We start from the raw sequence: 26,456 nt of genomic DNA on the forward strand, positions 1-26,456 counted from the left end.
GAGGAGCCTTCATGCCAGCCAACATCCGCAAGCTCGTCATCCAGGTCGACGAGACGCGCCAGGAACAGGGCCAGACCATCGACCCGCCCACGCGCCGCGCGGTGGCCATCGCCGTCATCGCCAATCCTTACGCCGGCCGTTACAGCGAGAAGCTCGATGAGCTGATCGCCATCGGCGAAGAGCTGGGCGCGCTGCTCGGTGAAAAGGCCGTCAAGGCGCTGGGCATCGAACCCGGCCAGGCCCAGAGCTACGGCAAGGCCGCCATCGTGGGCGAGGGCGGCGAGCTCGAGCATGCGGCCGCCATCCTGCATCCCAAGCTGGGCGCGCCGCTGCGCGTGGCCGTGGAAAAGGGCGCCGCGCTGGTGCCTTCGGCCAAGAAGCGCGGCACCCTGGGCACCGCCATCGACGTGCCGCTGGGCCACAAGGACGCGGCCTTCGTGCGCAGCCATTTCGATGCCGTCGAGGCGCGCGTGAGCGATGCGCCGCGCGCGGGTGAGATCGTGGTCGCCGTGGCCGTGACCGACAGCGGCCGGCCGCTGCCGCGCATCGGCGGTTTGCAGGTTTCGGAAATTGAAGGCAAGGACGGCTTGAGATAAGCCGCCCTTTGCTTTCCAGTTCGCTTTCTTTTTTTGTTGTTGTTGTTGATTCACCCGACCCCCAACCTTCGAGGAGTCCCCATGAAACCCTTGCACCTGGTGTTTGGCGCCATCTCCCTGGCAGCCCTGACCGTTTCGCTCGTGCCCGCCCACGCCCAGGGCGTGCTCAAGATCGGCGAGATCAACAGCTACAAGGCGCAGCCCGCCTTCCTGGAGCCCTACAAGAAGGGCATGGAGCTGGCCGTGGAGGAAATCAATGCCAAGGGGGGCGTCAACGGCCGCAAGATCGAACTGGTCACGCGCGACGACAACGGCAACCCCGGCGACACCGTGCGCATGGCCGAAGAGCTGGTCTCGCGCGAGAAGGTGGAGATGCTGACCGGCGCCTTTTTGTCCAACACCGGCCTGGCGCTGGCCGACTTCGCCAAGCAAAAGAAGTTCTTCTACCTGGCCGGCGAGCCGCTGACCGACAAGATGACCTGGCAGGGCGGCAACCGCTACACCTTCCGCCTGCGCCCGGGCACCTACATGCAGGCCGCCATGCTGGTGCCCGAGGCCGCCAAGCTCAAGAAGAAGCGCTGGGCCATCGTCTACCCCAACTACGAGTACGGCCAATCGGCCACCGCGGCTTTCAAGCAGCTGCTCAAGGCGGCGCAGCCCGACGTGGAATTCGTGGCCGAGCAGGCCACGCCGCTGGGCAAGGTCGATGCGGGCAGCGTGGTGCAGGCGCTGGCCGATGCCAAGCCCGACGCGATCTTCAACGTGCTGTTCGCGGCCGACCTGTCGAAGTTCGTGCGCGAAGGCAACACGCGCGGCCTGTTCAAGGGCCGCGAGGTGGTCAGCGTGCTGACCGGCGAACCCGAGTACCTGGACCCGCTCAAGGACGAGGCGCCCGACGGCTGGATCGTGACCGGCTACCCCTGGTACTCGATCAAGACGCCCGAGCACGACGCCTGGGTCAAGGCCTACCAGGCCAAGTTCAAGGACTACCCGCGCCTGGGTTCGGTGGTGGGCTACAGCATGATCCACTCGGCCGCCGCGGGCATCGCCAAGGCCGGCAGCACCGACACCGAAAAGCTCATCACCGCCTTCCGCGGCCTGGAGCTGATGTCGCCCTTCGGCAAGATCAGCTACCGCGCCGAAGACCACCAGTCCACCATGGGCGCCTACGTGGGCCGCACCAAGAACGAAGGCGGCAAGGGCGTGATGGTGAACTACACCTACCTCGATGGCGCCGACGCGCGCTTCCAGCCGACTGCCGACGCGGTCAAGAAGTCCAGAAGCAACGACTGACACCCCAGGCGGCTTCGCCGCTCCCCCCTCTGCTGCGTGAGGGGGCGCACCCACAGGCCTGGCAAAACCAGTTCCCCGGGTGCCCTGAGACCACCGGGCTGAGTCCCGCTTCGCCGGCCCCACGCCGTTTCGCACCGACCACGACAGACCGCCATGAGTTTTTCGGGATTGATCGTTCAGCTCCTCAATGGGCTGGCCTCCGCCTCCTCGCTGTTCCTGGTGGCGGCGGGGCTGTCCTTGATCTTCGGCGTCACGCGCATCGTCAACTTCGCGCATGGCTCCTTCTACATGGTCGGCATCTACGTGGCCTACACGCTGACCGACCGCTTTGCCGACACGCTGGGCTTCTGGCCCTCGCTGCTGCTGGCGGCCGTGGCGGTGGGCGTGCTGGGCGCGCTGGTCGAAGTGCTGCTGCTGCGCCGCATCTACAAGGCGCCCGAGCTGTTCCAGCTGCTGGCCACCTTCGCGCTGGTGCTGGTGATCAAGGATGCGGCGCTCTGGATCTGGGGCCCCGAAGAGCTGCTGGGCCCGCGCGCGCCGGGCCTGCGTGGCTCGGTCGAGATCCTGGGCCGGCAGTTCCCCAGCTATGACCTGTTCCTGATCGCCGTCGGCCCGCTGGTGCTGGGCGCGGTGTGGCTGCTGCTCACGCGCACGCGCTTCGGCACCTTGGTGCGCGCAGCCACGCAGGACCGCGAGATGGTCAGCGCGCTGGGCGTGAACCAGGCCTGGCTGTTCACGGCCGTGTTCGCGCTCGGGGCGCTGCTGGCCGGCCTGGGCGGCGCGCTGCAGCTGCCGCGCGAGCCCGCCACGCTGGAGATGGACATGCACACCATCGGCGCGGCCTTCGTGATCGTGGTGGTCGGCGGCATGGGCTCGCTGCCCGGCGCCTACCTGGCGGCGTTGCTGGTGGCCGAACTCAAGGCGCTGTGCATCTGGCTGGGCGTGGTCGACGTGTTCGGCCTGAGCATTTCCTTTTCCAAGCTCACCCTGATGGTGGACTTCCTGGTGATGGCTGCCGTGCTGGTGTGGCGCCCCTGGGGCCTGCTGGGCAAGGCCCAGGCGCCCAGCCGCTACGTGGGCATGCCCGAAGCGCCGCTGCGCCGGCCCACCACGCTCTACATGGCCGCGGCCGCCGTGCTGGCGCTGGCCCTGGCGGCAGCGCCCCTGCTGATGGCCGCCTCCTCGTACACCACGGTGCTGCTGATCGACCTGATGATCGCGGCCCTGTTCGCCACCAGCCTGCACTTCATCATGGGGCCGGCCGGGCTGCATTCCTTCGGCCACGCGGCCTACTTCGGCCTGGGCGCCTACGGCGCGGCGCTGCTGGTGCGCAGCGTTGGCATGCCGATGGAAGCGGCCCTGGTGGTGGCGCCGCTCGTCGCCGCTGCGGGCGCCTTTGTCTTCGGCTGGTTCGCGGTGCGGCTGTCGGGCGTGTACCTGGCCATGCTCACCCTGGCTTTCGCGCAGATCACCTGGGCCATCACCTACCAGTGGGACACCTTCACGGGCGGCAGCAACGGCCTCACGGGCGTGTGGCCCTCGGAGCTGTTCTCGGACAAGCGCATGTACTACTGGCTCACCCTGGCGCTGGTGGGCGCGGGCATCTGGTGGCTGCGCCGCGTGCTGTTCTCGCCCTTTGGCTATGCGCTGCGCGCGGGCCGCGATTCACTGCTGCGGGCCGACGCCATCGGCATCGACGTCAAACGCATGCAGTGGGTGGCCTTCATCATCGCGGGCGCCGTGGGCGGCCTGGCGGGCGCGCTCTTCGCCTTCTCCAAGGGCAGCATCTCGCCCGAGTCGCTCAACGTGACCAAGTCGGTCGATGGCCTGGTGATGGTGCTGCTGGGTGGCCTGCAGACCCTGGCCGGTCCCGTGGTGGGCGCCGTGACCTTCACCTGGCTGCACGACACCGTGGCCCGCAGCACCGACTATTGGCGCGCCATGCTCGGCGGCATCATCCTGCTGCTGGTGCTGCTGTTCCCGCAGGGCATCGCGGGCTTCATCAGGCAGCTGTTCGAGCGCTGGCGGCCTTCCGATCCTGCGCCGCAGCAGCCACAAGCGCCCCGCACGGCGTCCGCGCCGCTGGCCGGCGGCAAAGCCACGCCGGAGGTGCGCGCATGAACAGCGTCCACGCCAACCAGCCCCTGCTGCGCGTGCAGGACCTGGGCAAGTCCTTCGGCGGCGTCAAGGCCGTGGACGGCATCAGCTTCGACCTCTACGCAGGCGAGCTGCTGGCCCTGATCGGCCCCAACGGCGCCGGCAAGTCCACCACCTTCAACATGGTCAACGGCCAGCTCAAGGCCAACCAGGGCTCCATCCGCCTGGCCGGCACCGAGCTGATCGGGCTGAAGCCGCGCGAGATCTGGCGCCTGGGCGTGGGCCGCACCTTCCAGATCGCCGAGACCTTTGCCTCGCTCACGGTGGTCGAGAACGTGCAGATGGCGCTGCTCTCGCACGACGACAGGCTGTTCTCGATGTGGCGCCGCGCCGCCGACCATGAACGCGACAAGGCGCTGGACCTGCTGGACCAGGTGGGCATGAAGGCCCAGGCCGACCGGCCCTGCAGCGAGCTGGCCTATGGCGACGTCAAGCGAGTGGAGCTGGCCATCGCCATGGCCAACGACCCGAAGCTGCTGCTGATGGACGAGCCCACCGCGGGCATGGCGCCCCGGGAGCGCAACGAGCTGATGGCGCTGACCAAGGAGCTGGTGCTGGGCCGCGGCATGGCCGTGCTCTTCACCGAGCACAGCATGGACGTGGTCTTTGCCTATGCCGACCGCTCCATCGTGCTGGCGCGCGGCCGCCTCATCGCCGAAGGCAAACCGGCCGAGATCCGCGACCACCCGAAGGTGCAGGAGGTGTACTTCGGCAGCGGCAAGACCTTTGAAAAGATTGCCCAGCAGTCTGCCGACCTGAAGGCCCAGGTGAACGCGGCCGTGGGAGCCACCGCATGACCGGCCAGAACCTTCCCCCCGTGCTGCTGCAGGCGCAATCGCTGTGCGCCTGGTATGGCGCCGCGCAGATCCTGTACGACGTCTCGCTCGACGTGCGCCGCGGCGAAGTGGTGGCGCTGATGGGCCGCAACGGCGCGGGCAAGTCCACCACGCTCAAGGCGCTGATCGGCATGCTGGCCAAGCGCCGCGGCAGCATCCGCTTCCTGGACCAGGACATCTCGCGCAGCGAGCCGCACCACGCGGCGCGCATGGGCCTGGGCTTCGTGCCCGAGGACCGGCGCGTGTTCACCGATCTCACGGTGATGGAGAACCTCGAAGTGGGCAGGCAACCGGCTCGCCGCTGGGCCGATGGCACGGATGCGCCGCTGTGGACGCCCGAGAAGCTGTTCAAGCTCTTCCCCAACCTGGGCGAGATGCCCAACCGCCCCGGCGGGCGCATGAGCGGCGGCGAGCAGCAGATGCTGACTGTGGCCCGCACGCTGATGGGCAACCCCTACCTGGTGCTGCTGGACGAGCCCTCCGAAGGCGTGGCGCCCGTGATCGTCGAGCAGATGGCGCAGATGATCCTGGAGCTCAAGAGCCAGGGCGTGTCCATCCTGCTGTCGGAGCAGAACATGCACTTCGCCGAGCTGGTCAGCGACCGCGCCTATGTGCTGGAAAAAGGCCAGATCCGCTTCGACGGCAGCATGGCCGAACTGGCGGCCAACGAGGGTGTGCGCCGCGCGTATTTGTCGGTATGACAACCCCCAGGCCGCTTCGCGTCTTCACTTGAGGAGTCCGTCATGAGTCTGTCCCGTCGCTCGCTTCTTCAATCCGCCGCAGGCTTCGGCCTGGTCGGGCTGACACCCGCACTGCAGGCCGCCGCACCCATCAAGCCCGGCGCCAAGGCCGCGCTCATCGTGGTCGATGTGCAGAACTGCTTCGTCGAGGGCGGCACCCTGCCCGTCAAGGGCGGGGCGGAAGTGGTGCCGGTCATCAACGCGCTGGCGCCGAAGTTCCAGAACATCGTCGCCACGCAGGACTGGCACACGCCGGGCCATGCCTCCTTCGCCAGCGCGCACAGCGGGCAGAAGGCTTTTTCCAGCATCCGGCTGAACTACGGCGAGCAGGTGCTGTGGCCCGACCACTGCGTGCAGGGCACCGACGACGCGGCCCTGCACAAGGACCTGCAACTGCCCACCGCGCAACTCATCATCCGCAAGGGCTTCAACAAGGGCGTGGACAGCTACTCGGCCTTCCAGGAGGCCGACCGCAAGACCGTCACGGGCCTGGCCGGCTACCTCAAGGCGCGCGGCATCGACACCGTCTTCGTCACCGGCCTGGCCACCGATTTCTGCGTGGCCTGGACCGCGCTCGACGCACGCAAGGCCGGCTTCAAGGCCTATGTGATCGAGGACGCCACGCGCGCCATCGACCTCAATGGCTCGCTGGCCAAGGCGTGGAAGCAGATGCAGGCCCAGGGCGTGCAGCGCATCCAGTCCAGCGACATCGCCTGAGTGAACACGGCCGTCCTCGAACTCACCGTCAATGGCCAGCCCGTGCGCTGCACGGCTTCGCGCGAAGCCTCGTTGCTGCACCTGCTGCGAAACGCGCTGGGCCTGAACGGCCCCAAGTACGGCTGCGGCCTGGGCCAGTGCGGCGCCTGCACCGTGCATGTGGACGGCGTGGCCGCGCGCGCCTGCGTGATCCCGGCGCACGGCATGGCGGGCCGGCACATCACCACGCTCGAAGGGCTCGCGCCGCAGGCGCTGGCATGCGGCACGGCCGTGCGCACGCAGGGCGGTCCCGGCGCTGCGGCGCGCGACTGGCACCCGGTGCAGGCGGCTTTTGAAGAAGCGCAGGCCGCGCAGTGCGGCTATTGCCTCAATGGCATGGTCATGCAGGCTGCGGCGCTTTTGGCGCGCGAAGCGCAGCCCAGCCAGGAGCGCATCCGCGCCGAGCTTTCGGGCAACCTGTGCCGCTGCGGCACGCATGTGGAGATCCTGCGCGCCGTCACGCTGGCCGCGCAGCGCATGGCGCAGCAGGGCCAGTCATGAGCGCAGCACCGCGTCGCGCCGAGCTGCCGCGCACGCGCGCAGACTATTTGAACGGCGAAGGCGTGCTGGTGCTGGTGCGCACGCCGCCGCCCGCGCCGCCGCCGGCCAAGGGCCAGCCGCTGGCCGTGCCCGCCAACCCGGCCGAAGGCGACGAGGTGCTGCTGGCCGTGTGGGACGACGGCAGCGTGAGCGCGCTCAACGGCCATGTGGACCTGGGCACCGGCATCCGCACCGCGCTGGCCCAGATCGTGGCCGAAGAACTCGATCTGCAGCTGCACTGCGTGGCCATGGCCCTGGGCCACACGGCCAGCGTGCCCAACCAGGGCGCCACCATCGCCAGCGCCTCGATCCAGATCCACGCGCAGCCGCTGCGCCTGGCCGCGGCGCAGGCGCGCGGCTGGCTGCTGGCGCGCGCGGCCCAGCGCCTGGGCGTGGCTGCGGATTCGCTGGCGCTGCGGCACGGCGTGGTCCGCGTGCAGGGTGCGGACGATGCCCCTGCCCTGCCCATCGGCGCGCTGGTGGCCGGCCAGCGCACCGTGCTGCGGCTCGATGCCGACACGCCGGTCAAGCCGGTGGCCGACTACCGCATCGTCGGCACGCCGCAGCCGCGCGTGGACATCCCGGCCAAGCTGGCAGGCGAGCTGAGCTTCGTGCACGACCTGCGCCTGCCCGGCATGCTGCACGGCCGCGTGGTGCGGCCTCCCTATGCGGGCGCCGACCATGGCGAGTTCATTGGCAACACGCTCGAATCGGTGGATGAAGCCTCCATCGCGCACATTCCCGGCATCCGCGCGGTGGTCGTGATCCGCGACTTCGTCGGCGTGGTGGCCGAGCATGAAGAACATGCCGAGCAGGCCGCGCGCGAGTTGAAGCTGCGCTGGAAGTCCTGGCCCGGCATGCCCGACCTGAGTGCGCCCGACCAGGTGGCGCAGGCCATCCGCGACAACCCCGCCACCACGCGCACGCTGGTGGACGAAGGCGACGTGCAGGCCGCGCTGGCGGGTGCGGGCAATGCCATGCGGCGCGAGTACCTGTGGCCCTATCAGCTGCATGCGTCCATCGGGCCGTCTTGCGCCGTGGCACTGTGGGCGCCCGAAGCGGGCGCGGGCCTGCGTGTCTGGGCAGGGTCGCAGAACCCGCATGTGCTGCGCGCAGACCTGGCCAAGCTCATGGGCCTTGAAGACCTGCAGGTCGATGTGGTGCGCATGGAGGCCGCTGGCTGCTATGGCCGCAACGGCGCCGACGACGTGGCCGCCGATGCGGCGCTGCTGGCGCGTGCCGTCGCGCACCTGGGCGTGCCGGTGCGCGTGCAGCTCACGCGCGAGCAGGAGCACCAGTGGGAGCCCAAGGGCACAGCCCAGCTCATGACGGTGGCGGGCGCGCTCTCGCCGCAGGGGGGCATTGGCGCCTACGACTTCCAGACCGCCTACCCCAGCAACGGCGCGCCCACCCTGGCGCTGCTGCTCACGCGCACCGTGGAGCCGCTGGCCCAGGCCTACGAGATGGGCGACCGCACCGCGCGCCCGCCCTATGCCTACGAGAACCTGCGCGTGCAGGTGCACGACATGGCGCCCATCGTGCGCGCCTCCTGGCTGCGCGGCGTGTCGGCGCTGCCCAACTCCTTCGCGCACGAAAGCTTCATCGACGAGCTGGCCACCGCCGCGGGCGTGGACCCGGTGCAGTTCCGCCTGCGTCATCTGCAGGAAGACCCGCGCGCCGTCGAGCTGATCCAGGCCACCGCGCAAAAAGCCGGCTGGCGCTGGCGCACGGGGCCGCAGGAGAAAAGCGATGGTGGCTTGGGGCCGGGCGGCGATATCCTGTTTGGACAGGGCTTTGCTTACGCGCGGTACATCCACAGCAAGTGGCCCGGCTTTGGCGCCGCCTGGTCCGCCTGGGTCGCCGATGTGGAGGTCAACCGCAAGACCGGCGAGGTGCATGTGCGCCGCGTGGTGGTGGGCCATGACGCGGGCCTGACCGTCAACCCCGCGGGCGTAGAGCATCAGGTGCACGGCAACGTGCTGCAGACCACCAGCCGCGCGCTCAAGGAAGAAGTGCAGTTCGCGCCGGCTTCGGCGCGCGCGCAGGCGGCCACGCGCCAGACACTGGCGGGCGTGCTGCCGCAAGGCGTGGTGGCCAGCCGCGAATGGGGCAGCTACCCGATCCTCAATTTCCGCGAAGTGCCGGTGATCGAGGTGCTGCAGATGCCACGTCCCGGCGAGGCGCCGCTGGGCGCGGGCGAATCGGCTTCGGTGCCCGGCACGGCGGCCATCGCCAATGCGATCTTTGATGCCACGGGCGTGCGCTTTCGCGCGCCGCCGTTCACGCCGGAGAAGGTGCTGGCGGCGCTCAATCCCTTGCCTGCGGGCGAGGGTGGACGTGGCGACGATGCACGGGTGCCGATGGCGCGCGGCCCCCACCCCAACCCTCCCCCGGCGGGGGAGGGGGCAACGAGATACCGGCCGCGGCGCAAGGGGGTGTGGGCGACGGCCGGCGCGCTGGTGGTGGGCGGCCTGGGCGTGGTGGCGGGCCTGATGGGCTGGCGCCCGGCCATTGCGCCGGTGTCCTTCAGCGCGGCGGCCTACAGCAGCGAAACCATCGAGCGCGGCCGCGTGCTGGCCGCGGCCGGCGACTGCGTGGTCTGCCACACGGCGCCCGGCGGCCAACCCTATGCGGGCGGGCTGGCCATGGAAACGCCCTTTGGCGCCATCCACACCACCAACCTCACGCCCGATGCGCAAACCGGCCTGGGCCAATGGTCCTTCAGCGCCTTCCAGCGCGCGATGCGCGAAGGCATCTCGCGCGACGGCAGGCACCTGTACCCGGCCTTTCCCTACACCGCCTTTGCCAAGACCAGCGACGACGACCTGCAGGCGCTGTATGCGTACTTCATGTCGCTGCCGCCGGTGCATGCGCCCACGCCGGCCAATGACCTGAAATTCCCCTTCAACCTGCGCCCGCTCATGGCCGGCTGGAACGCGCTGTTCCACGACCCCAGGCCCCATCAGAACGTGGCCACGCAAAGCGTGGATTGGAACCGCGGCGCCTACCTGGTCAACGGCCTGGGCCATTGCGCGGCCTGCCATTCGCCGCGCAATGCGCTGGGCGCCGAGAAGACCGGCCCCGCCTTCCTGTCGGGCGCGATGATTGACGGCTGGGAAGCGCCCGCGCTCACCGCGCTGTCGAACAGCCCCGTGCCCTGGGACGCCGAGGGCCTGTATGCCTACCTGCGCCACGGCCACTCGCCGCGCCACGGCGTGGCCGGCGGCCCCATGGCCGAGGTGGTGCGCGAGATGCAGGCCCTGCCCGACGCCGACATCCGCGCCATGGCCACCTACCTGGCCAGCTTCAATCCGGCGCCGCCGCCGCAGCAGCCGCAACAGAAAGACCAAGCCTGGTCGATCGTGCAGTCGGCCGCCGCCGGCCAGGGCCAACTGCTGGGCCCGGGCCAGCGCCTGTTCGACAGCGCCTGCGCCGCTTGCCATCACGACGGCGACGGCCCCACGCTGCTGGGCGTGAACACGCCGCTGGCGCTCAACAGCCAGTTGAGCAGCGCGCGGCCCGACAACCTGATCCGCACCATCCTCGACGGCGTGCGTGCGCCGGCCACGCGCAAGCTGGGCTACATGCCGGCTTTCCGCGATGCGCTCAGCGATGCGCAGATCGCCGAACTGGCGCTCTACATGCGCGCGCGCTTCGCGCCCCAGGCCGCGCACGCGCAGCCGCAGCTGCCCTGAAACTCAGGCGATGGGGGTGGTCTGCTGCGTATCGGGCGCGGGCTCTGCCCTGGCCGCGCCGGCTTCGGCCGGCAGCAGCTCGTCCAGCAGCGCGTCCTTGTCGTTCCACAACTGCGCCAGCCAGCGGTGAAAGCGCGTGCGGAAGGCCTTGTCCTGCTCGTAGTTGCTGGTGCTGAACTCGGGCGGGATGGGCAAGGTGCGCGCGCGCAGCACGGCATGGCCGGCGCGGCCGCACAGCAGGTCCCAGAAGGTGGGCGTGCCCTGCGGGTAGGCGATGGTCACGTCGACCAGCGAGCGGAACTGCGCGCCCATGGCGTGGATGGCCAGTGCCAGCGCGCCGGCCTTGGGCTTGAGCAGGTGGCGATAGGGCTGGCCCTGGGCCAGGTGCTTGGCCGGCGTGAAGCGCGTGCCTTCGGCGAAGTTGGTGATGCTGGTGGGCACGTGGCGGAACTTCTCGCAGGCGCGGCGCGTGGTCTCGCGGTCCTGGTCGCGCAGGGCGGGGTTGCGGCGCAGGGCGGCCTTGGAATGCCGCTTCATGAAGGGGAACTCCAGCGCCCACCAGGCCAGGCCCACCACGGGCACCCAGATCAGCTGCTGCTTGAGGAAGAACTTGAGCAGCGGAATGCGGCCGCTGAAGGCCTGCTGCAGCACGAAGATGTCGACCCAGCTGCGGTGGTTGCAGTTGACCAGGTACCAGCCCTGGAGGTCCAGGTCCGTCGGTTGCTGCACGTCCCAGCGCTGGCGCTGCACCAGGCGGATCCAGAGGTTGTTGCACTGGATCCAGCCGCTGGCGCAGGCGTTGAGCGCCACATCGAGCGGGCGGCGCAGCGCGGCCACGGGCAGCAGCAGCTTCAAAAGCGCCAGCACGAACAGCGGCAGGGCCCAGAACAGGGTGTTGAAAGCCAGCAGCAGGCCGGCGATGAGGCCGCGCAGCGGCGAGGGCAGAAAAAAGAGCATGGCATGACGCAGGAGCGAGCGTGCATTGTGAGGCCTGCGCGCCTGCCTGCGCGCAGGCGCGCACGGGCCGGGTTCGCCCGCTGCGGGCCGCGCGCGGGGGGCGACAGAATCCAGCCTTTGCCCATCGCCCTCACCTTGCCATCATGTCCTTGCTGCACACCACGCTCACCCCTGCCCAATCCCTGCCCCGCGATGCCGAGCGCGCACTCCTGGTCGGCCGGCTGTGGCTGCCGGGCCAGGGGCCGACGCTGGTGGCGGTGCAGGGCGACGGCCTGCATGAGCTGAGCGCGCTGGCGCCCACGGCCAGCGAGCTGCTGGAGCGCCCCGATGCGGCGCAGGCCGTGCGTGCCGCGCTGGCGGCCGGCCAGGCCCCGCGCGTGGCCGACCTGGCCCAGACGCTGGCCAACAGCAGCGCGGCCACGCGTGACGAAGGCCTGCCCTGGCTGCTGGCGCCGTGCGACCTGCAGGCCGTCAAGGCCAGCGGCGTCACCTTCGTGGCCAGCCTGCTCGAGCGCGTGATCGAGGAGCAGGCGCGCGGCGACGCCTCGCGGGCCGAAGCCATCCGCAGCGGGCTTTCAAAGGTGCTGGGCGACAACCTCGCGGGCATCGTGCCCGGCTCGGCCCAGGCGGCGCAGGTCAAGGCGCTGCTGATCGCGCAGGGCGCCTGGTCGCAGTACCTCGAAGTGGGCATCGGCCCCGACGCCGAGATCTTCACCAAGGCCCCGGTGCTGGCCGCCGTGGGCACGGGCGCCGACGTGGGCATCCTCCAAAGCTCGGTCTGGAACAACCCCGAGCCCGAGGTGGTGCTGGCCGTCAACAGCCAGGGCCGGGTGCAGGGCGCGGCCTTGGGCAACGACGTGAACCTGCGCGACGTGGAAGGCCGCAGCGCGCTGCTGCTGGGCAAGGCCAAGGACAACAACGCCTCCTGCGCCATCGGCCCCTTCATCCGCCTGTTCGACGCGCACTTCGACATGGATAGCGTGCGCCGGATCACCGTGGGCCTGCACGTCGCCGGGCCCGAGGGCTTCGTGATGGAGGGCAGCAGCTCGCTGGCGAAGATCAGCCGCGACCCGCTGGCGCTGGTGGCCCAGGCCATCGGCCCGCAGCACGACTACCCCGACGGGCTGATGCTGTTCCTGGGCACCATGTTCGCGCCCACGCAGGACCGCCATGGCCCGGGCCAGGGCTTCACGCATGTGGTGGGCGATGGGGTGCGCATCCAGGCACCCGAGCTGGGCGCGCTGGTCAACCGCGTGGTGCACGCACAGCAGGCCGCGCGCTGGCAGTTCGGCATCACGGCGCTGATGCGCAACCTGGCCGGGCGCGGGCTGCTGGGCGGCTGAGGCGCGGGCGCCTCATTCATTCATTCAGGTCGGCAGGCAACTGAGCTGCAGCCGCGGCGACTGCAGCCGCTCGGCGTACCAGCCCGAGCGCTCGGGCGAGAGCAGCGCGGCCAGGCCGCTCATGAGGGTCACGCTGTCGCCGGCCTTGCGCTCGCGGTAGCAGCCGCCCAGCGCGTCCAGCGTGGCCGTCAGGGCCGCGGCGTCCTGCGGGGCGCTCTTCTGCTGCGCCTGGGCCTGCTGGCGCAGCCACTTCTCCTGCTCCTCCAGCGTCACGGGCTGCGGCAGCTTGGCCGCTTCCTCGGCCGGGATCATCTGCGCGTACAGCGCGCTCAGGCTGTCGGCGCCCGAGCGGCCCATGCGCAGGCTCACGTCGTAGTGGGCCTCGAAGGCGCCCTGGCGCGAGACCACGCGCCGGATGGCGTAGTCCAGCGAACTCTTCTCGCCGCCCAGCTGCGCGACCAGCGCGCGGGCCCGCTCGTTGTTCGGGTCTTCGGCAAAGTCGGTGCGCAGGGCGGCCACGATCTGGGCGTCGTCGGGGAAGGCGACGCTGCCGGCGGAGGGCTTGGGATCGCAGGCGCTCAGCAGCACGATGGCGGCGGCGAGGGCGCCCAGGCGCAGCGACGGCAGCGCGCGCGCCGATGACGAAGCGGGTCCGGGGGAAGAAGTCGGCATCAGGGCCATCGCAGGCAGCACCTTGTGTGTGAGTGATCGGGAGCCGAAGTGTGGCCGGTGCCCATGTCGCCAGGCTGTAGTCGCGGGCCGCATCGGGGGCGGGAGCCGGCGTTTTTGTGAATCGATGTTTCGCAGGCGTTGCAGCTGTTGCGCGCAGGACGCGGGTTCGGCCCGCCCCTGGCCTTGACAGCAACAGGGGCATGTGCTCCAGGGCCTTCCTGCAGCCTCTTCATGCGAATGCTTACTCACTTAACAGGCTCGCAGACACGACGAATTCGCATCTGGCCTGAAGGCCGCGCCCGACGCCGGAAAACCGGCGCGCACCTCCTGGCCCTTCTGTAGGAGAGCTTGTAGGAGAAGCCCTCGAATGATTGAACATTCGCACAGGTTGGCGGCATGTTCGCGAGAAATCGCAACCGTTTGTATACCAACAGCGCTTTACAACTAAGGCAGTTTGATGAGCGCCGCCCTCGCTAGATTCCAGCGTGTGGTTCGACGCGGACCGCATTTCTTCAATTTTTGTCCCCAGTCACAGCTTCAAGGAGTGAACACATGAAGAAAATCGTCGCGGCCAGCGCCATTGCGCTCATTGCCAGCGTTTCCGCCACCGCATTTGCCCAGAGCGGCAGCGGCAACATCCCCGGCATCGGCAAGGGCTCCGGCTCGGCAGGTTCGGAAATCAACAACAGCCGCATCACGGTCTCGGGCAACAAGGCTCGCGACGTGATGGCCATCGGCGGCTCCCTGGGCGTGGCCAAGGTGGCCGGCACCGCCGACATGACCGGCATCGCCAACGTCAACAGCGTGAACATCACCGGCTCGAAGGTCAACAACTCCGAGATCACCGTCAGCAACAACGAGGCCGACGGCATTAAGGCGATCGGCGGCACCGCCAACGTCAACAGCGTGAACATCAACTGACATCCCCAGGGCGCTTCGCGCCTCCCCCTTCTCTCGCTTCGCGGGAAGGGGGCGCACCCTGCGGTCCGGCAAAGCCGGTCCCGTGGGTGCCCTGAGGGCTTCGCTGCGCTCGCCGGCTCGGATGGAAGAAAGCTGGTGGCGTCACGCTGACTACGTAGGTGGACTGTTCATGAAGCATCGACTGTCGCTGGTGGCTCTGGCCGCACTGTTGGCAAATCTTTCGCCGGCACTGGCGCAGCAGGGCGTGCTGCAGGACCTGGGCTGGGTGGTGCAGCGACCCGGCAGCCAGGTGGACGCGCAGACGCAGGCGCAGGTGCAGGGCAACCGCGTGAGCGGGCCCGTGACGGCCGCGGGCGGGCGCGTGGCCGCGGGCATGGGGCTGGCGGCCAATGCGCAGGCGCGTGGCTCGGCGCTGGTCAACGGCGTGGCGCTCACGGGCATCGAATCGCGCGGCAGCCGGCTGCAGGTGCTGCGCAACGAGAGCCTGGGGCTGGTCAATGCATTGGGCGGCTCGGCCGTGGTCAATGCGGTGCAGCTCACGGGCGCGGCCGGCCGGCAACCTTTGGCACAAAGCCAGATGGTGGTGGGCGGCAACAAGGCCACGAACGTCGAAGCCATGGGCGGCGACGCCTCGGTGGTGCTGGGCGCGGGCTCGCTGCAGGCCGTGGGCCGCGCGGGCGCCAACAGCGTGCTGATCGACGACTCCCCGATGCGCGATACGCGCGCCACGCAAACCAGCAACCAGGCCAGCGAACTGCAGTCCATGGGCGGCTCGGCGCTGGCGCAGGCGCTGACGGCTTCGCGCAGCCAGCTCGATTCGCTGCGCCTCTTGCAAGACAACAACCAGGCCCGCGACGTGCTCGCGGGCGGCGGCTCGGCCGGGCTGGGCTGGGGCGCGGTGGCCAAGGCCGAGCTCAGCGGCGTGGCCGCGGCCAACAGCGCGCTGCTGGCGAACACGCAGGCGCAGGGCGCCACGGTGCAGCAGCAGGGCAACGTGGCACAGAACCTGTCGGCCGTGGGCGGCTTTGCCGCGGCCAACAGCCTGAACCTGGCCGACTACCAGAACGGCGGCATGCGCCAGTACCAGGCGCTGCACAGCCGCAACGAGGCACGCGGCGTGCAGGCGCGCGGCGCCTCGGCCAGTCTGGCCGGCGGTGCGCTGGCCGACATGCAGGTGGCCGCCACCGCGCTGGCCAACAGCATTTCCATCCAGCAGGGCCAGGTCAACGGCGCCACGCGCCATGTGCTGCAGGGCAACGTGGCCGATGGCGTGCGCGCCGACGGCGGCGGCGCGGCCGGCAACAGCATCTGGCTGGCCGACGCGCGCACGCAGGGCAGCGACATCCAGCTCACGGGCAACACGGCGCGCGATCTGAGCACTTCGGGCGGATCGGCCTCGGTGGTCGGCGGCGCCGTGGCGGACTTCCAGCGCAACGGCCGCGCCCTGGGCAACAGCGTGGCGCTGGCTTCGCAGGCGCGGCTGGAGCAGTCGCCGATCACCTTGACCGACAACCAGGCCACGGGCGTGCGCGGTGCTGGCGGACTGGCATCGGCCAACAGCGTGGTGGCCATGGGCGGGCGTGTGCAGAACACGCCGGTCACGCTGTCGGGCAACCGCGCCAGCGAGGTGCAGGCGCAGGGCTTTTCGGGCAGCGCGGGCGGTGGCCTGCTGTTCTCGGCCAGCCAGAACTCGATGGCGCTGGCCAACAGCCTGGCGGTGTTCGGCGCCACGGTGGACGGCGGCTCGGTCGCGATCACCGGCAACACGGCCAACAGCCTGTCGGCCCAGGGCGGCCGGCTGGTGGCCAACAGCGTGAGCGCCGAAGGCAGCGAGGGCGAAGTGAAGCTGTCGGCGCGCACCAGCATCAGCGGCAACACGGCCGAGCGCCTGTCCACCGGCGCGAGCCAGATGTCGGGCCCGGGCCAGGTGTTCAGCGCCGAGAAGGATTCGCGCGTGGCGGCCAACGGCGTGGTGCTGCGCGAGAACGTGCAGATCGACGGCGGCTCCGCGCTGAGCCTGTCGGGCAACCGCGCCACCGAGGTGTCGGCCGTGGGCGGCACGGCGCTGGTCAACGCGCTGGCGGCTTATCGCGGCGCGCGCGTGTCGGGCAGCCCGATCACGCTGTCGGGCAACCGCGCGCAGCAGATCAGCACCGGCGGCGGCTATGCGCAGGTGGCGGCCATCGGCAGCGCCAAGAACGGCATCCTGGTGGCCAACGGCGTGTACCTCGAAGGCGAGAACGGCGTGCGCCTGTCGGGCTCGCCGATCACCCTGAGCGGCAACACGGCGCAGACCATCGAGGCCGACGGCGGCCGCGTGAACGCCAACGCCTTCGCGCTCAACGGCCAGGGCGATGTGCAGGGCAACAGCGTGCTGATCAGCGGCAACACGGCCGAGCGCGTGCGCAGCCAGGGCAGCGAAGGCACGGTGGCCGGCCTGGCCGTGATCGACCGCGGCGTGGGCCATGCCAACGCCAATGCGGTGCAGGTGATGGGCACGCTGCGCGGCGGCACCGCCGCACTGACGGGCAACACCGCGCGCGACGTGCAGGCCGAAAAGGGCCTGGCCCAGGCCAACAGCTTCACGCAGGAGAAGGGCGGCGCCACGGAAGGCTCGGGCATCAGCATCGCGGGCAACACGGCCGAGGACGTGCGCGCCAGCGACAAGAAGAGCGCCGCGGCCAACAGCCTGCAGAACGAAGGCCGCATCTCGGGCAGCACGGTGGCCATCACGGGCAACCGCGGCGGCGCGCGCGCCTCGCAGGGCGACGCGCATGCCAACAGCCTGCGCAACCGCGAGGGCGCGCGCATCGCGGGCTCCAGCATCACCATCCTGGGCAACCACGGCAACGTGACCGGCGCGGGCACCCTCAACAGCGTGGACAACGCCGGCTCCATCGCGGGCTCGAGCATCGCCATCAGCGGCAACCGCGGCAGTGCGCGCGACGGCGGCCTGGTCAACAGCGTGGCCAACAGCAGCGCCATCGCGGGCTCCAACATCACCATCCTGAACAACCAGGGCTCGGTGGACCGCGACGGCACGGTGAACTCGGTGGCCAACAGCGGCCGCATCTCGGGCAGCAACATCACCATCGCGTCGAACAACGGCTCGGCGCGCAACGGCGGCGTGGCCAACAGCGTGCGCAACCGCGGCAACCTGACGGGCGTGAACATCGCCATCATCGGCAACGACGGCAGCGCCTCGCGCGGCACCGTCAACAGCGTGGACAACCGCGGCACGCTGACCGGCAGCGTGACCATCGCGGGCAACCGCGGCAGCGCCAACGGCGGCGGCACGGTGAACTCGGTGGTCAACCACGGCGTGATGGCCGGCAAGGTGGTGATCGCGGGCAACAACGGCAACGCCTCGATGGGCGGCACGGCCAACTCGGTCATCAACCGCGGCGCCATCACGGGCTCGGTGACCATCGTGGGCAACGCCTCCAGTGCCGGCGTGGGCCGCACCGTGGGCAGCGTCCGCACCACGGGCGGCGTGATCGCAGGCGCGGCCGGCGTGACCGGCGGCGCGCCCTGGGCCGGCAACGTGGGCTACACCATCACCAAGCCGGGCGGCGTCGTCAGCCGCAGTGTCACCGTGGGCCCGGCCGTCACGGTGCTCAACATGTGAGTTTCAGCAAGGAGTCATCGCCATGGCCTTCTTCATCATCTCTTCCGAATTCCTCAATCTCTCGCGCGCGGCGCGCGCCGTGGCCGCGGCCGGCCTGCTGCTGGGCCTGGGCATGGGCGCGCAGGCGCAGCTGGTCAATTACGGAGAAGCGATGGGCGCCTACAAGGACCAGAAAGAGGGCGGTATCAAATTGATCGACGGCGTGACGCCCGGTGTGTCGGCCAAGGCCCGCGTGGCCCGCGCCATCGCTGAGCAGCGCGTGACCGAGCAGGCCGCGCTGGTGCAGCCCGACGGCACGCTCAAGCTCCCCAACAACCAGACCAACCTCGTGATCCGAACCACCTACCAGGACGTGACCCAGAGCGCGGACGGCACGGTGCGCATCGCGAGCCCGAACATCCAGGGCAACGTCACGGGCAACGTGACGCTGTTCGTCGACGGACAGGGGGTGGAGAACATCACGGTCTTGAACAACAGCCGATGAGAAGCCAGGCCCCGAGGGGGGCTTGGCCTTGTCAAGGATTCTGCTGAGTTTGAGCCGTGCAGGCCGCCGCGCGAGGAGCGTACGGCGAGGGCGTCTAGAACAAAAACCTTCCCTCCATTCAACAATGAGCCTGTCCCTTGTTTCCCGTTTCCGCCCCGTTCTGGCCACGATGGCCGTGGCGGTCCTGGCCGGTTGCGCCACCACCGAGAACTCGATCAACGACGCGCAGAAGCTGTTGGCCGAGCAGGAGGCCGCACGCGCGCTGCCCAATGCCAACCTGAGCCAGTACGCCACTTCGCTGGCGCGCTTCGGGCGCATGCTCGACGTCTACAAGGACGGCGACCCCGTGGTCTACATGCAGACGCGCAACATCGTCGATGCGACCAACCTCTCGAACCCGCTGGTGGGCGCCGAGATCCCGGGCGACATCACCGAGATGGTCCGCACGGCCATCAACCGCATCGGCGCGCGCATCGTCTACGTGCCCTACCACCCCGACTATCTGATCTCGCAGGCCCAACTCGGCGCGCGCTTCGGCGTGACCATGCCCGACTACCTGATCACGGGCGCGCTGACCGAGTTCGACCGTGCGCTCTCGGGTGCCGGCCGCTCCAACACGGCCAGCATCGAGTTCGGCAAGGGCCGCGGCGAGACCGTGATCGGCGCCGACATCAAGCGCACGGCCATCCTTTCCTCGCTGGCGCTCGATCTGAACCTCGTGAGCTTCGCCACCCAGCAGATGGTGCCGCGCGTGCAGTCCTCCAACGTGATCAAGGTGCTGAACCTGAGCCAGGAAGACAACGCGAGCCTGGGCTTCTATGGCGATTCCTTCGGCTTCAAGCTCGAGGGCAAGTACCTGCAGGGCCGCCACTCGGCCATCCGCACGCTGGTGGACCTGAGCGTGCTGGAACTGGTGGGCAAGGCCACCAACACGCCCTACTGGCGCGCCATTCCCAACGGCGTGCCCGACCCCGTGGTGATCGAGAACATGCGCCTGGCCTTCGAAAGCCTGACGCCCGAACTCAAGATCGGCATGGTGCAGGTGATGCTGGCCAAGTACGGCGAACCCGTGCCCGTCACGCGCAAGCTCGACGAGCCCACGCGCGCCGCGCTGACCCGCGTCTACTCGGCCCGCTTCTCGCACCTGGGCGATCAGGTGGACGTGCTCTCGTGGGCCGGCTTCGAGCCCCTGTTCTTCAGCGTGCCCATGCCCTGGGACGCCACGCTGAACACGGCCGCCGCCGCACCGGCTGCACCCGGCGCGCCGGCCCCCGCGAACGCCCAGCCGGCCGCACCGGCCGCCGCGCCCCCGCCGAAGACGCCCGTGTCGGCCGCGCCTTCTGCCGGGATGGGTTCATGAAGGTGGCTGCCTCTGCCTCGCCTGTTCGCAGCCTGATCGGCACTGCGCTGCTGCTGTGCGCTGCCGGCACGGCCCTGGCCCAGACCACCTACGGCACCGTGACCGGCCCGGCCGCCAATGCGGCGCGGGCCTCGGCCGCCGCCGCGGGCGCCGATGCCAGTGCCGCAGCGACGGCCGGCGCCACGGGCGCTGTGCCCGGCACGCCGGCCCAGACCAGCGGCGCGCGCTATGTCGAGGCCTGCCAGCAGGCGCTGGAGCGCGGGCAGGTCAACGCGGGCTGCCAGGGGCCGCTGTACGCCAGCGAGATCGCGCGCCTGAAGGAAGACGCGCTGCGCAGCAACAACCCCAACCTGCTCACCCTGCTGGGCGACGCCTACCAGAGCAACCGCACCGGCATCTCCGACATCGGCCAGGCCTACCGCTGGTACCTGCTGGGCGCGGTGCGCGGCGACCCGCGCGCCATGCAGCGCCTGAGCGAGCTGTACCGCAGCGGCCGCGGCGCACCCGTGGACAACGTCAAGGCCATGGGCTATGCCCGGCTGGCGCAGAAGATGGCGCCGCCCGGCAGCGCCAGCGCGCAGCAGGCCACCCAGGCCATCGAATCGCTGGGCCGCGACATGGCGGCCGAGGAAGTGGGCCTGGCCGAACGCTTTGCCGCCGAGCTGGAGTCCGGTCTGCACGCGCAGGGCGCGGGGGCGGGCACGGCGCCGGGCATGGCAGGCGCCCTGCCGGGGCAGCCTGCGCCGGGCGCGGCGAGCGCGCCGCCCCTGGGCAGCGCGCGCCTGCCCGGCCTGGGCGCGGCACGCGTGGCCACCGAGCCCGCAGCGCCGGGCGCGGCGCCGCATCAGCAGCTCACCTCGCCTGCGGGCGGACCCACCTCACCGCCGCCGCTGGGCGGCCTGCCGGGCGTGCCTGCGGCGCCCCCGGCCCTGCCGCGCAGCGCCCCCTGAACCCGGAGAGACGCGCCACGCGCCGTGCCACGATGAAAGCCATGAACTTCCTCAAGATCCCCGGCCTGGCCTTGGGCAGCCTGTGCGCGCTGGTCGGCGGCGCGCAGGCCGTCGGCCCCACCGGCCCGGTGGGGCCCGTGGGTGCCGCCGGCGGCACCAGCACCACCACGACCACCGTCATCGACAACCCCGGCAGCGGCACCAACCGCATCGAAGTCACGGGCAACACGGCGCGCAATATCGTCGTGCAATGCGCCCACAACGGCCAGGCGCCGGCCCAGGCCGCGCCCAACGTCAACAGCGTCAACGTCGACGGCCGTGCCCTGCAGGGGCGCACCGTGATCATCACGGGCCGCAACACGCAGGACATTGACGCGCGCGTGGACTGCAACAACAGCAACAGCACCGACGGCCGCACAGGCGCCGCCAACGTCAACAGCGTCAACATCCGATGAGCCCGATGGCCCCGACCCCGAAGAACCCCAGTTTCAAGCGCGGCGCGCTGGCCCTGTGCGGCGCCATGGCGCTGCTGGCGCTGGCCGCCTGCTCCGACCGCGGCAGCGACACCGCCGTGCCGCCCCTGCCGAGCACGCCGGCCACCCCGGCGCCCGCGGTGCAGCCCGCTCAGCCTGCGCAGCCCGCACAGCCGGCCCAGCCTGCGCAGCCGGCCCAGCCCGCGCAGCCGGCGCAACCTGCTCAGCCGGCCCAGCCCGCGCAGCCGGCCCAACCGGCCCAACCGGCCCAACCGGCCCAACCGGCCCAACCGGCCCAACCGGCCCAACCGGCCCAACCGGCCCAGCCTGCCTTGCCCGGCGCAGCAGGCTCGCAGGCGCCGGCCACCGGCCTGAGCACGCCCATCGAGCCCGTGCGGCCCGTGGCGCCGATGGGCGCGGCCGGCGCGCCCGCCACGGGGCAGACGCGCGGCGTCAATGCCCAGGTGCAGGGCGCGGCGCCGGCCGGGCTCACGGTGCGCGTCAAGAGCATCGAGATGGGCGCCGACGCCACCGTGCTCGACATCAGCGCTTCCTTCTCCAACCCGCTCACCGGTTCCACCAAGCTGGCCTTCGGCCAGACCTTCCTGGAAACGGCCGAGGGCCAGCGGCTGATGCTCAAGCGCCCCGACGACAACCGCGACCTGCGCATCCTGGCCGGCGACACCATGGAAGGCCGGCTGGTCTTTCTGGGCAGCGTGCCGGCCAATGCCACGCAGCTGCGGCTGGTCATCAACGAAGGGGCCAGCGGCAACGACCTGATCGGCCCCGGCCTGGTCATGCAGCTGCCCGTCAAGCAGTGAGGCCGGGCCGCGCGCCTTCTCCTCGTTGCGCCCGCCCGCAGGCAGCGGCGGCGCTGCTGCTGTTGTCGCTGTTGTTGTTGACGGCCGGCGCCTCCTCGTGGGCGCTGGAGGTGCGCCGCGTGCCGCACAGCCTGCAGTCGCAGCCCACCACCTTCCAGCGCGTGGCCGCGCCGGCCAGTTCGCTGGCTTCGGCCGCCACGCCGTCCACCTTCGGCACCAGCGGCCCCAGCAGCAGCTTCGCGCCCGCGCAGGGGCCGTCCACGGTCTTTCGCGCGGCCGAGGTGGCGCCCGAGCGCCTGCAGGTCACGCAGCAACTGCTGGGCGAGCTTTCGGCGCGGCAGACCACCGACCGCGCCATTGCCATCGAGCTGCCGGCCGATGTGCTCTTCGACTTCGACCAGGCCAGGCTGCGCCCTGATGCGAAGGCGCCGCTGGCCAAGGCGGCCGAGCTGCTGCGCAGCTACCCCGAGGCGCCGCTGCGCATCCGCGGCCACACCGATGCGAAGGGCAGCGATGCCTACAACGACGCCCTGTCAGAGCGCCGCGCCCAGGCCGTGGCCGGCGCGCTGGCGCTCGACGGCAGCCGGCGCGTGCAGATCGAGGGCCTGGGCGAGCGCGAACCCGTGGCGCCCAATGCGCGGCCCGATGGCAGCGACGACCCCGAAGGCCGCCAGCGCAACCGGCGCGTGGAACTGCTGATCGAGCCGAGTTAGGGCCTGTTAACGCTATTTCAGGGGTCGCGAAGCTCATCCCAGCCCGCCCATCAAGGCGCGCGACGCCGTGCGTGCATGTGCACGCACAAGGAGCGCAACGCCGAGGGGCGGGCTGCGATGAGCTTCCCTTCGGGTTGCGCCGGGAAGGGGCCGTCTGCGGCGTTGCCCACGCTTGCAAGGCTCCAGCCTTGCTGCGCGCGGGCGCCTTGCATCCAGCCCCTTCCCGGCACAACGCGATCCCCTGAAATAGCGTTAACAGGCCCTAGCTGGCGCGCGATCAATCGCTGGCCTTGAGCCCCGCGCGCTCGATCACGGGCCGCCAGGTGCGCAGCTCCTGCGCCATGAAGGCCGAGAGTTCCTGCGGCGTGCTGCCCACCGCATCGAAATACGCCGTCTGCAGGCGCTGGCGCGTGGCCGGGTCCTTGAGCGTGGCGGCGATGGCTTCGCTCATGCGCTGCACCGCGGCGTCCGGCGTGCCTTTGGGCGCCATGTAGGCGTACCAGGGCACGGCCTGGATATCGGGCAGGCCCGACTCGCGCAAGGTCGGCAGCTCGGGCAGCAGCGCCGAGCGCCGGGCCGAGGTGAGGCCCAGCGCCACCAGCTTGCCGGCCTTGACGTGCGGCATCACCGACACCGGCGGCAGGCAGGCGAAATGCACATCGCCCTGCAGCAGCGCGGTGGTGGCCTGCGCCGAGGACGCATAGGGAATGTGAACGGCGAAGGATTGCGTGCGCAGCTTGATCAGCTCGATGCCCAGGTGCGAGATCGAGCCGTTGCCGGTGGAGGCGAAATTGAAGCGCCCCGGCTCCTTGCGCAGCGCCTGGAGCCACTGCTTCACATCGCCCACCTTCATGGCCGGCGAGGCCACGCACACATTGGGCGTGGTCGCGGCCAGCGACACGGGCACCAGGTCCTTGAAGGGGTCGTAGGGAAGCTGCTTGAACAGCACCGTGTTGTAGACCAGCGGCGCGTTGACCGACAGCAGGAAGGTATGGCCATCGGGCGCGGCCTTGGCCGCGTGGTCGGTGCCGCTGTTGCCACCCGCGCCGGGCCGGTTGTCCACGATCAGCGGCTGGCCCAGGCGCTGCGCCAGCTGCTCATTGAGGATGCGCGCCAGGATGTCGGGCGAGGAGCCGGCCGCGAAGGGCACGACCACGCGGATCGGGCGGCTGTCTTGGGGTGGTTGCTGTTGCTGCTGCGCGGCGGCATTGAAGCCGGCCAGCGCCAGCGCGGCGGCGGTGCCCAGCGCCAGGCGGGTCCATGGGGTCCACGGCATGTCGGTGCGTCTCCTCGGAAGCGAAGCCGCGATTCTGCGTGGACGCCGCCGACCCTGCCGGCAACCCTGGCGCCAGCGGTGGCCGCGCCTTTAAGCCATGGCGCCCGGCCCGCGCAGCGCGCGCCGGTACTGCATGGCCTCGGCCACGTGGCCGGCGCTCACGGCTTCGGCACCGGCCAGGTCGGCAATGGTGCGCGCCACGCGCAAGGTGCGGTGGGTGGCGCGGGCGCTCCAGCCCAGGCGCGCGGCAGCCTTGTGCATGAAGGCCAGCGCCGCGGCGTCCAGGGCCGCATGGCGGTCGATGTCGGCCCCCTGCAGCGCCTGGTTGCTGCACTGCTGGCGCGCCAGCGCCCGCTCGCGCGCGGCCAGCACGCGGCTGCGCACCGCGGCGCTGGGCTCGCCGGGCGGCGCCTGCAGCAGTTCCTGGCTGGCCACGGCCGCCACTTCCACATGCAGGTCGATGCGGTCCAGCAGCGGGCCGCTGAGCCGGCCCTGGTAGCGGGCGACCTGGTCGGGCGTGCAGCGGCAACTGCGGCTGTTTCTGTGGCTGTGGCTGTGGCCGTTGGCCGCGGCGCCGAGGTAGCCGCAGGGGCAGGGGTTCATGGCCGCCACGAGCTGGAAGCGCGCCGGGAATTCGGCCCGCCTTGCGGCCCGCGCGATGGTGATCTGGCCCGTTTCCAGCGGTTCGCGCAGGGCTTCGAGCGCGCTGCGGTTGAACTCGGGCAGCTCGTCCAGGAAGAGCACGCCGTGGTGGGCCAATGAGATCTCGCCGGGCCGTGGCGGCGAGCCGCCGCCCACCAGCGCCACCGCGCTGGCGCTGTGGTGCGGCGCGGCCAGCGGGCGCTGCATGAAATGCGTGGCCTCGAAGCGGCCGGCCAGGCTGGCGATGGCCGCGCTTTCCAGCGCCTGGGCCACGTCCATGGGTGGCAGCAGGCCCGCCAGGCGGCGCGCGAGCATGGACTTGCCCGAACCGGGCGGCCCCACCATCAGCAGGCTGTGGCCGCCGGCCGCGGCGATCTCCAGCGCCCGCCGTGGGCCGGCCTGGCCTTTGACGTCGCGCAGGTCGGGCTGGGCGGCCGGTGGTGCGGCGGGCGGCGCGGCCTGCGCGCGCTGCCAGCCGTCGTCGCCCGCCTCATCGGCGCCGGCGGCCAGCAGCGTGCTGTCGGCCGGCACGAAGCGGCGCACCACATCGAGCAGGTGGCGCGCGCCGAAGACCTCGGCCCCCGGCACCAGCGCGGCTTCCTGCGCGCTGGCGCCGGGCAGCACCAGCCGGGTGCGCGTATCGGTGTGCTGTTGCTGCTGGTGCAGGGCCAGCGCCATCGCCAGGGCGCCGCGCACCGCGCGCAGTTCGCCCGACAGCGACAACTCGCCCGCGAACTCGTGGCCGGCCAGGCGCGCGCCGTCGATCTGGCCGCTGGCCGCCAGGATGCCCAGCGCGATGGGCAGGTCGAAGCGGCCCGAGTCCTTGGGCAGGTCGGCCGGCGCCAGGTTCACGGTCACGCGCTTGTTGGCCGGGAATTCCAGGCCCGCGTTCTGCAGCGCCGAGCGCACCCGCTCGCGGGCTTCCTTCACCTCCACATCGGCCAGCCCGACCAGCGTGAAGGAAGGCAGGCCATTGGCCAGATGCACCTCCACGGTGACTGGCGAGGCATGCAGCCCCAGCAGGGCGCGGCTCTGCACCAAAGAAAGACTCATCTTGCGTCAACTCCCTGATTTGGTGCATCTGCGGCACCTCATGCGCCGGCGCGCTGGCGCCTGAAGGCGTTTGCGGCAGGCCGGCGCGGGATCACAGCACATCTTGGGCGGCACACCGGCCGACGCGCGCTTGTTTCCATCGCGGAACAGGCACTTTGGCACGGTCCCTGCTAACAGGCTGAAACGAATTCCCACAAACCCGAGGAGCTATCGAGATGAAGACCCGTTCCGCAGTGGCTGCGTTCGCCGTTCTGGGCGCTGCTTTCACGACCACCGCCGCGTTGGCTCAAAGCGCCGCGCCCGCCGCGCCCGCGTCGCCCATCACGGCCAACGTGGCGCTGACCTCGAACTACAAGTTCCGCGGCCAGGACCAGGACCAGCTCGGCCACAACGGCTACTACAAGTCCAAGGGCTTCAAGCCCGCCATCCAGGGCGGCTTCGACTTCGCGCACGAAAGCGGCTTCTACGTGGGCAACTGGAACTCCAGCGTCAACTGGCTCAACGGCAACAGCATCGAGAGCGACATCTACGGCGGCTTCAAGTTCAAGGC

General features: G+C 70.6%; 22 protein-coding genes. 18 read left to right on the top strand and 4 right to left on the bottom strand.

The genetic code is table 11. The features are described from left to right. The first annotated feature begins 11 nt into the window (after nt 1–11). The 8 genes from PGB34_RS22115 to PGB34_RS22150 all read left to right on the top strand — a co-directional run bounded on the left by PGB34_RS22115 (nt 12) and on the right by PGB34_RS22150 (nt 10,613). The gene (locus tag PGB34_RS22115; RefSeq protein WP_271430273.1) at nt 12–596 is read left to right on the top strand and encodes an amino acid synthesis family protein; all 585 of its coding nucleotides are present in this window, start codon (nt 12–14) and stop codon (nt 594–596) included. Nucleotides 597–677: 81 nt separating this feature from the next. Further along, nucleotides 678–1,889 (top strand): ABC transporter substrate-binding protein, encoded by a 1,212-nt coding sequence (locus PGB34_RS22120; RefSeq protein WP_271430274.1) that lies wholly within the window; start codon nt 678–680, stop codon nt 1,887–1,889. A 153-nt stretch (nt 1,890–2,042) separates the two neighbouring features. Continuing rightward, nucleotides 2,043–4,010 (top strand): ABC transporter permease, encoded by a 1,968-nt coding sequence (locus PGB34_RS22125; protein ID WP_271430275.1) that lies wholly within the window; start codon nt 2,043–2,045, stop codon nt 4,008–4,010. Then, the gene (locus PGB34_RS22130) at nt 4,007–4,843 is read left to right on the top strand and encodes an ABC transporter ATP-binding protein (RefSeq protein WP_271430276.1); all 837 of its coding nucleotides are present in this window, start codon (nt 4,007–4,009) and stop codon (nt 4,841–4,843) included. Before PGB34_RS22125 ends, PGB34_RS22130 begins: the two co-directional genes overlap by 4 nt. After that, on the top strand, nt 4,840–5,583 hold the full coding sequence (locus tag PGB34_RS22135; protein ID WP_271430277.1) for an ABC transporter ATP-binding protein: 744 nt from the start codon (nt 4,840–4,842) through the stop codon (nt 5,581–5,583). The genes PGB34_RS22130 and PGB34_RS22135 overlap by 4 nt, the downstream gene beginning before the upstream one ends. A gap of 42 nt (nt 5,584–5,625) precedes the next feature. Further along, the gene (gene pncA, locus PGB34_RS22140) at nt 5,626–6,339 is read left to right on the top strand and encodes a bifunctional nicotinamidase/pyrazinamidase (RefSeq protein ID WP_271430278.1); all 714 of its coding nucleotides are present in this window, start codon (nt 5,626–5,628) and stop codon (nt 6,337–6,339) included. Beyond that, on the top strand, nt 6,340–6,879 hold the full coding sequence (locus PGB34_RS22145) for a (2Fe-2S)-binding protein (protein ID WP_271430279.1): 540 nt from the start codon (nt 6,340–6,342) through the stop codon (nt 6,877–6,879). It abuts the gene before it with no gap. Continuing rightward, nucleotides 6,876–10,613 (top strand): molybdopterin cofactor-binding domain-containing protein, encoded by a 3,738-nt coding sequence (locus PGB34_RS22150; protein WP_271430280.1) that lies wholly within the window; start codon nt 6,876–6,878, stop codon nt 10,611–10,613. Before PGB34_RS22145 ends, PGB34_RS22150 begins: the two co-directional genes overlap by 4 nt. A 3-nt stretch (nt 10,614–10,616) precedes the next feature. Here PGB34_RS22150 and PGB34_RS22155 read toward each other — a convergent pair whose 3' ends face one another. Beyond that, nucleotides 10,617–11,570, bottom strand: a complete 954-nt coding sequence (locus PGB34_RS22155; RefSeq protein WP_271430281.1) for an acyltransferase — start codon at nt 11,568–11,570, stop codon at nt 10,617–10,619. A 143-nt stretch (nt 11,571–11,713) separates the two neighbouring features. Here PGB34_RS22155 and PGB34_RS22160 point away from each other — a divergent pair, with 143 nt between their 5' ends. Beyond that, nucleotides 11,714–12,913 carry a fumarylacetoacetate hydrolase family protein gene (locus PGB34_RS22160; RefSeq protein ID WP_408647939.1) on the top strand — a complete coding sequence of 400 codons (1,200 nt, stop codon included), beginning with the start codon at nt 11,714–11,716 and terminating at the stop codon, nt 12,911–12,913. Nucleotides 12,914–12,937: 24 nt separating this feature from the next. Here PGB34_RS22160 and PGB34_RS22165 read toward each other — a convergent pair whose 3' ends face one another. Beyond that, the gene (locus tag PGB34_RS22165) at nt 12,938–13,585 is read right to left on the bottom strand and encodes a hypothetical protein (RefSeq protein WP_271430282.1); all 648 of its coding nucleotides are present in this window, start codon (nt 13,583–13,585) and stop codon (nt 12,938–12,940) included. Between the two features lie 552 nt (nt 13,586–14,137). Between PGB34_RS22165 and PGB34_RS22170 the strand changes: the two genes are divergently transcribed. From PGB34_RS22170 to PGB34_RS22205, 8 genes are all read left to right on the top strand, one after another. Beyond that, a complete protein-coding gene (locus PGB34_RS22170) occupies nt 14,138–14,506 on the top strand; it encodes a hypothetical protein (RefSeq protein WP_271430283.1) in 369 nt (122 codons plus the stop codon). Nucleotides 14,507–14,675: 169 nt separating this feature from the next. Next, the gene (locus tag PGB34_RS22175; RefSeq protein WP_271430284.1) at nt 14,676–18,134 is read left to right on the top strand and encodes a beta strand repeat-containing protein; all 3,459 of its coding nucleotides are present in this window, start codon (nt 14,676–14,678) and stop codon (nt 18,132–18,134) included. 22 nt (nt 18,135–18,156) lie between these two features. After that, nucleotides 18,157–18,618 carry a hypothetical protein gene (locus PGB34_RS22180; protein ID WP_271430285.1) on the top strand — a complete coding sequence of 154 codons (462 nt, stop codon included), beginning with the start codon at nt 18,157–18,159 and terminating at the stop codon, nt 18,616–18,618. A 124-nt stretch (nt 18,619–18,742) separates the two neighbouring features. Further along, on the top strand, nt 18,743–19,978 hold the full coding sequence (locus PGB34_RS23140) for a hypothetical protein (RefSeq protein ID WP_271430286.1): 1,236 nt from the start codon (nt 18,743–18,745) through the stop codon (nt 19,976–19,978). Further along, complete coding sequence (locus tag PGB34_RS22190; protein ID WP_271430287.1) at nt 19,975–20,928, top strand: SEL1-like repeat protein; 954 nt, start codon at nt 19,975–19,977, stop codon at nt 20,926–20,928. Before PGB34_RS23140 ends, PGB34_RS22190 begins: the two co-directional genes overlap by 4 nt. 41 nt (nt 20,929–20,969) lie before the next feature. Further along, on the top strand, nt 20,970–21,383 hold the full coding sequence (locus tag PGB34_RS22195; RefSeq protein ID WP_271430288.1) for a hypothetical protein: 414 nt from the start codon (nt 20,970–20,972) through the stop codon (nt 21,381–21,383). A 5-nt stretch (nt 21,384–21,388) separates the two neighbouring features. Beyond that, nucleotides 21,389–22,222 carry a hypothetical protein gene (locus PGB34_RS22200; RefSeq protein ID WP_271430289.1) on the top strand — a complete coding sequence of 278 codons (834 nt, stop codon included), beginning with the start codon at nt 21,389–21,391 and terminating at the stop codon, nt 22,220–22,222. A gap of 62 nt (nt 22,223–22,284) precedes the next feature. Further along, a complete protein-coding gene (locus tag PGB34_RS22205) occupies nt 22,285–22,935 on the top strand; it encodes an OmpA family protein (protein WP_271430290.1) in 651 nt (216 codons plus the stop codon). Nucleotides 22,936–23,212: 277 nt separating this feature from the next. On the opposite strand, the gene PGB34_RS22210 is transcribed toward PGB34_RS22205, so the two are convergent. Continuing rightward, nucleotides 23,213–24,211 (bottom strand): Bug family tripartite tricarboxylate transporter substrate binding protein, encoded by a 999-nt coding sequence (locus PGB34_RS22210; RefSeq protein ID WP_271430291.1) that lies wholly within the window; start codon nt 24,209–24,211, stop codon nt 23,213–23,215. Between the two features lie 90 nt (nt 24,212–24,301). Further along, on the bottom strand, nt 24,302–25,906 hold the full coding sequence (locus PGB34_RS22215; RefSeq protein ID WP_271430292.1) for a YifB family Mg chelatase-like AAA ATPase: 1,605 nt from the start codon (nt 25,904–25,906) through the stop codon (nt 24,302–24,304). A gap of 215 nt (nt 25,907–26,121) precedes the next feature. On the opposite strand from PGB34_RS22215, the gene PGB34_RS22220 reads away from it, so the two are divergent. Further along, nucleotides 26,122–26,456: TorF family putative porin (locus tag PGB34_RS22220; protein WP_271430293.1), on the top strand; the 335-nt coding region annotated here is incomplete at its 3' end.

The sequence above is a fragment of the Xenophilus arseniciresistens genome, from assembly GCF_028023875.1.
GTDB lineage: Bacteria > Pseudomonadota > Gammaproteobacteria > Burkholderiales > Burkholderiaceae_C > Xenophilus > Xenophilus arseniciresistens.

Excerpts from the sequence above, each read along its gene's own strand:
- PGB34_RS22210 (WP_271430291.1), bottom strand. The coding sequence starts at position 24,211 with ATGCCGTGGACCCCATGGACCCGCCTGGCGCTGGGCACCGCCGCCGCG.
- PGB34_RS22155 (WP_271430281.1), bottom strand. The coding sequence starts at position 11,570 with ATGCTCTTTTTTCTGCCCTCGCCGCTGCGCGGCCTCATCGCCGGCCTG.
- PGB34_RS22200 (WP_271430289.1), top strand. The coding sequence starts at position 21,389 with ATGGCCCCGACCCCGAAGAACCCCAGTTTCAAGCGCGGCGCGCTGGCC.
- PGB34_RS22115 (WP_271430273.1), top strand. The coding sequence starts at position 12 with ATGCCAGCCAACATCCGCAAGCTCGTCATCCAGGTCGACGAGACGCGC.
- PGB34_RS22175 (WP_271430284.1), top strand. The coding sequence starts at position 14,676 with ATGAAGCATCGACTGTCGCTGGTGGCTCTGGCCGCACTGTTGGCAAAT.
- PGB34_RS22120 (WP_271430274.1), top strand. The coding sequence starts at position 678 with ATGAAACCCTTGCACCTGGTGTTTGGCGCCATCTCCCTGGCAGCCCTG.
- PGB34_RS22125 (WP_271430275.1), top strand. The coding sequence starts at position 2,043 with ATGAGTTTTTCGGGATTGATCGTTCAGCTCCTCAATGGGCTGGCCTCC.
- PGB34_RS22135 (WP_271430277.1), top strand. The coding sequence starts at position 4,840 with ATGACCGGCCAGAACCTTCCCCCCGTGCTGCTGCAGGCGCAATCGCTG.
- PGB34_RS23140 (WP_271430286.1), top strand. The coding sequence starts at position 18,743 with ATGAGCCTGTCCCTTGTTTCCCGTTTCCGCCCCGTTCTGGCCACGATG.
- PGB34_RS22165 (WP_271430282.1), bottom strand. The coding sequence starts at position 13,585 with ATGCCGACTTCTTCCCCCGGACCCGCTTCGTCATCGGCGCGCGCGCTG.
- PGB34_RS22180 (WP_271430285.1), top strand. The coding sequence starts at position 18,157 with ATGGCCTTCTTCATCATCTCTTCCGAATTCCTCAATCTCTCGCGCGCG.
- PGB34_RS22190 (WP_271430287.1), top strand. The coding sequence starts at position 19,975 with ATGAAGGTGGCTGCCTCTGCCTCGCCTGTTCGCAGCCTGATCGGCACT.
- PGB34_RS22160 (WP_408647939.1), top strand. The coding sequence starts at position 11,714 with ATGTCCTTGCTGCACACCACGCTCACCCCTGCCCAATCCCTGCCCCGC.
- PGB34_RS22195 (WP_271430288.1), top strand. The coding sequence starts at position 20,970 with ATGAACTTCCTCAAGATCCCCGGCCTGGCCTTGGGCAGCCTGTGCGCG.
- PGB34_RS22170 (WP_271430283.1), top strand. The coding sequence starts at position 14,138 with ATGAAGAAAATCGTCGCGGCCAGCGCCATTGCGCTCATTGCCAGCGTT.
- PGB34_RS22150 (WP_271430280.1), top strand. The coding sequence starts at position 6,876 with ATGAGCGCAGCACCGCGTCGCGCCGAGCTGCCGCGCACGCGCGCAGAC.
- PGB34_RS22130 (WP_271430276.1), top strand. The coding sequence starts at position 4,007 with ATGAACAGCGTCCACGCCAACCAGCCCCTGCTGCGCGTGCAGGACCTG.
- PGB34_RS22215 (WP_271430292.1), bottom strand. The coding sequence starts at position 25,906 with ATGAGTCTTTCTTTGGTGCAGAGCCGCGCCCTGCTGGGGCTGCATGCC.
- pncA (WP_271430278.1), top strand. The coding sequence starts at position 5,626 with ATGAGTCTGTCCCGTCGCTCGCTTCTTCAATCCGCCGCAGGCTTCGGC.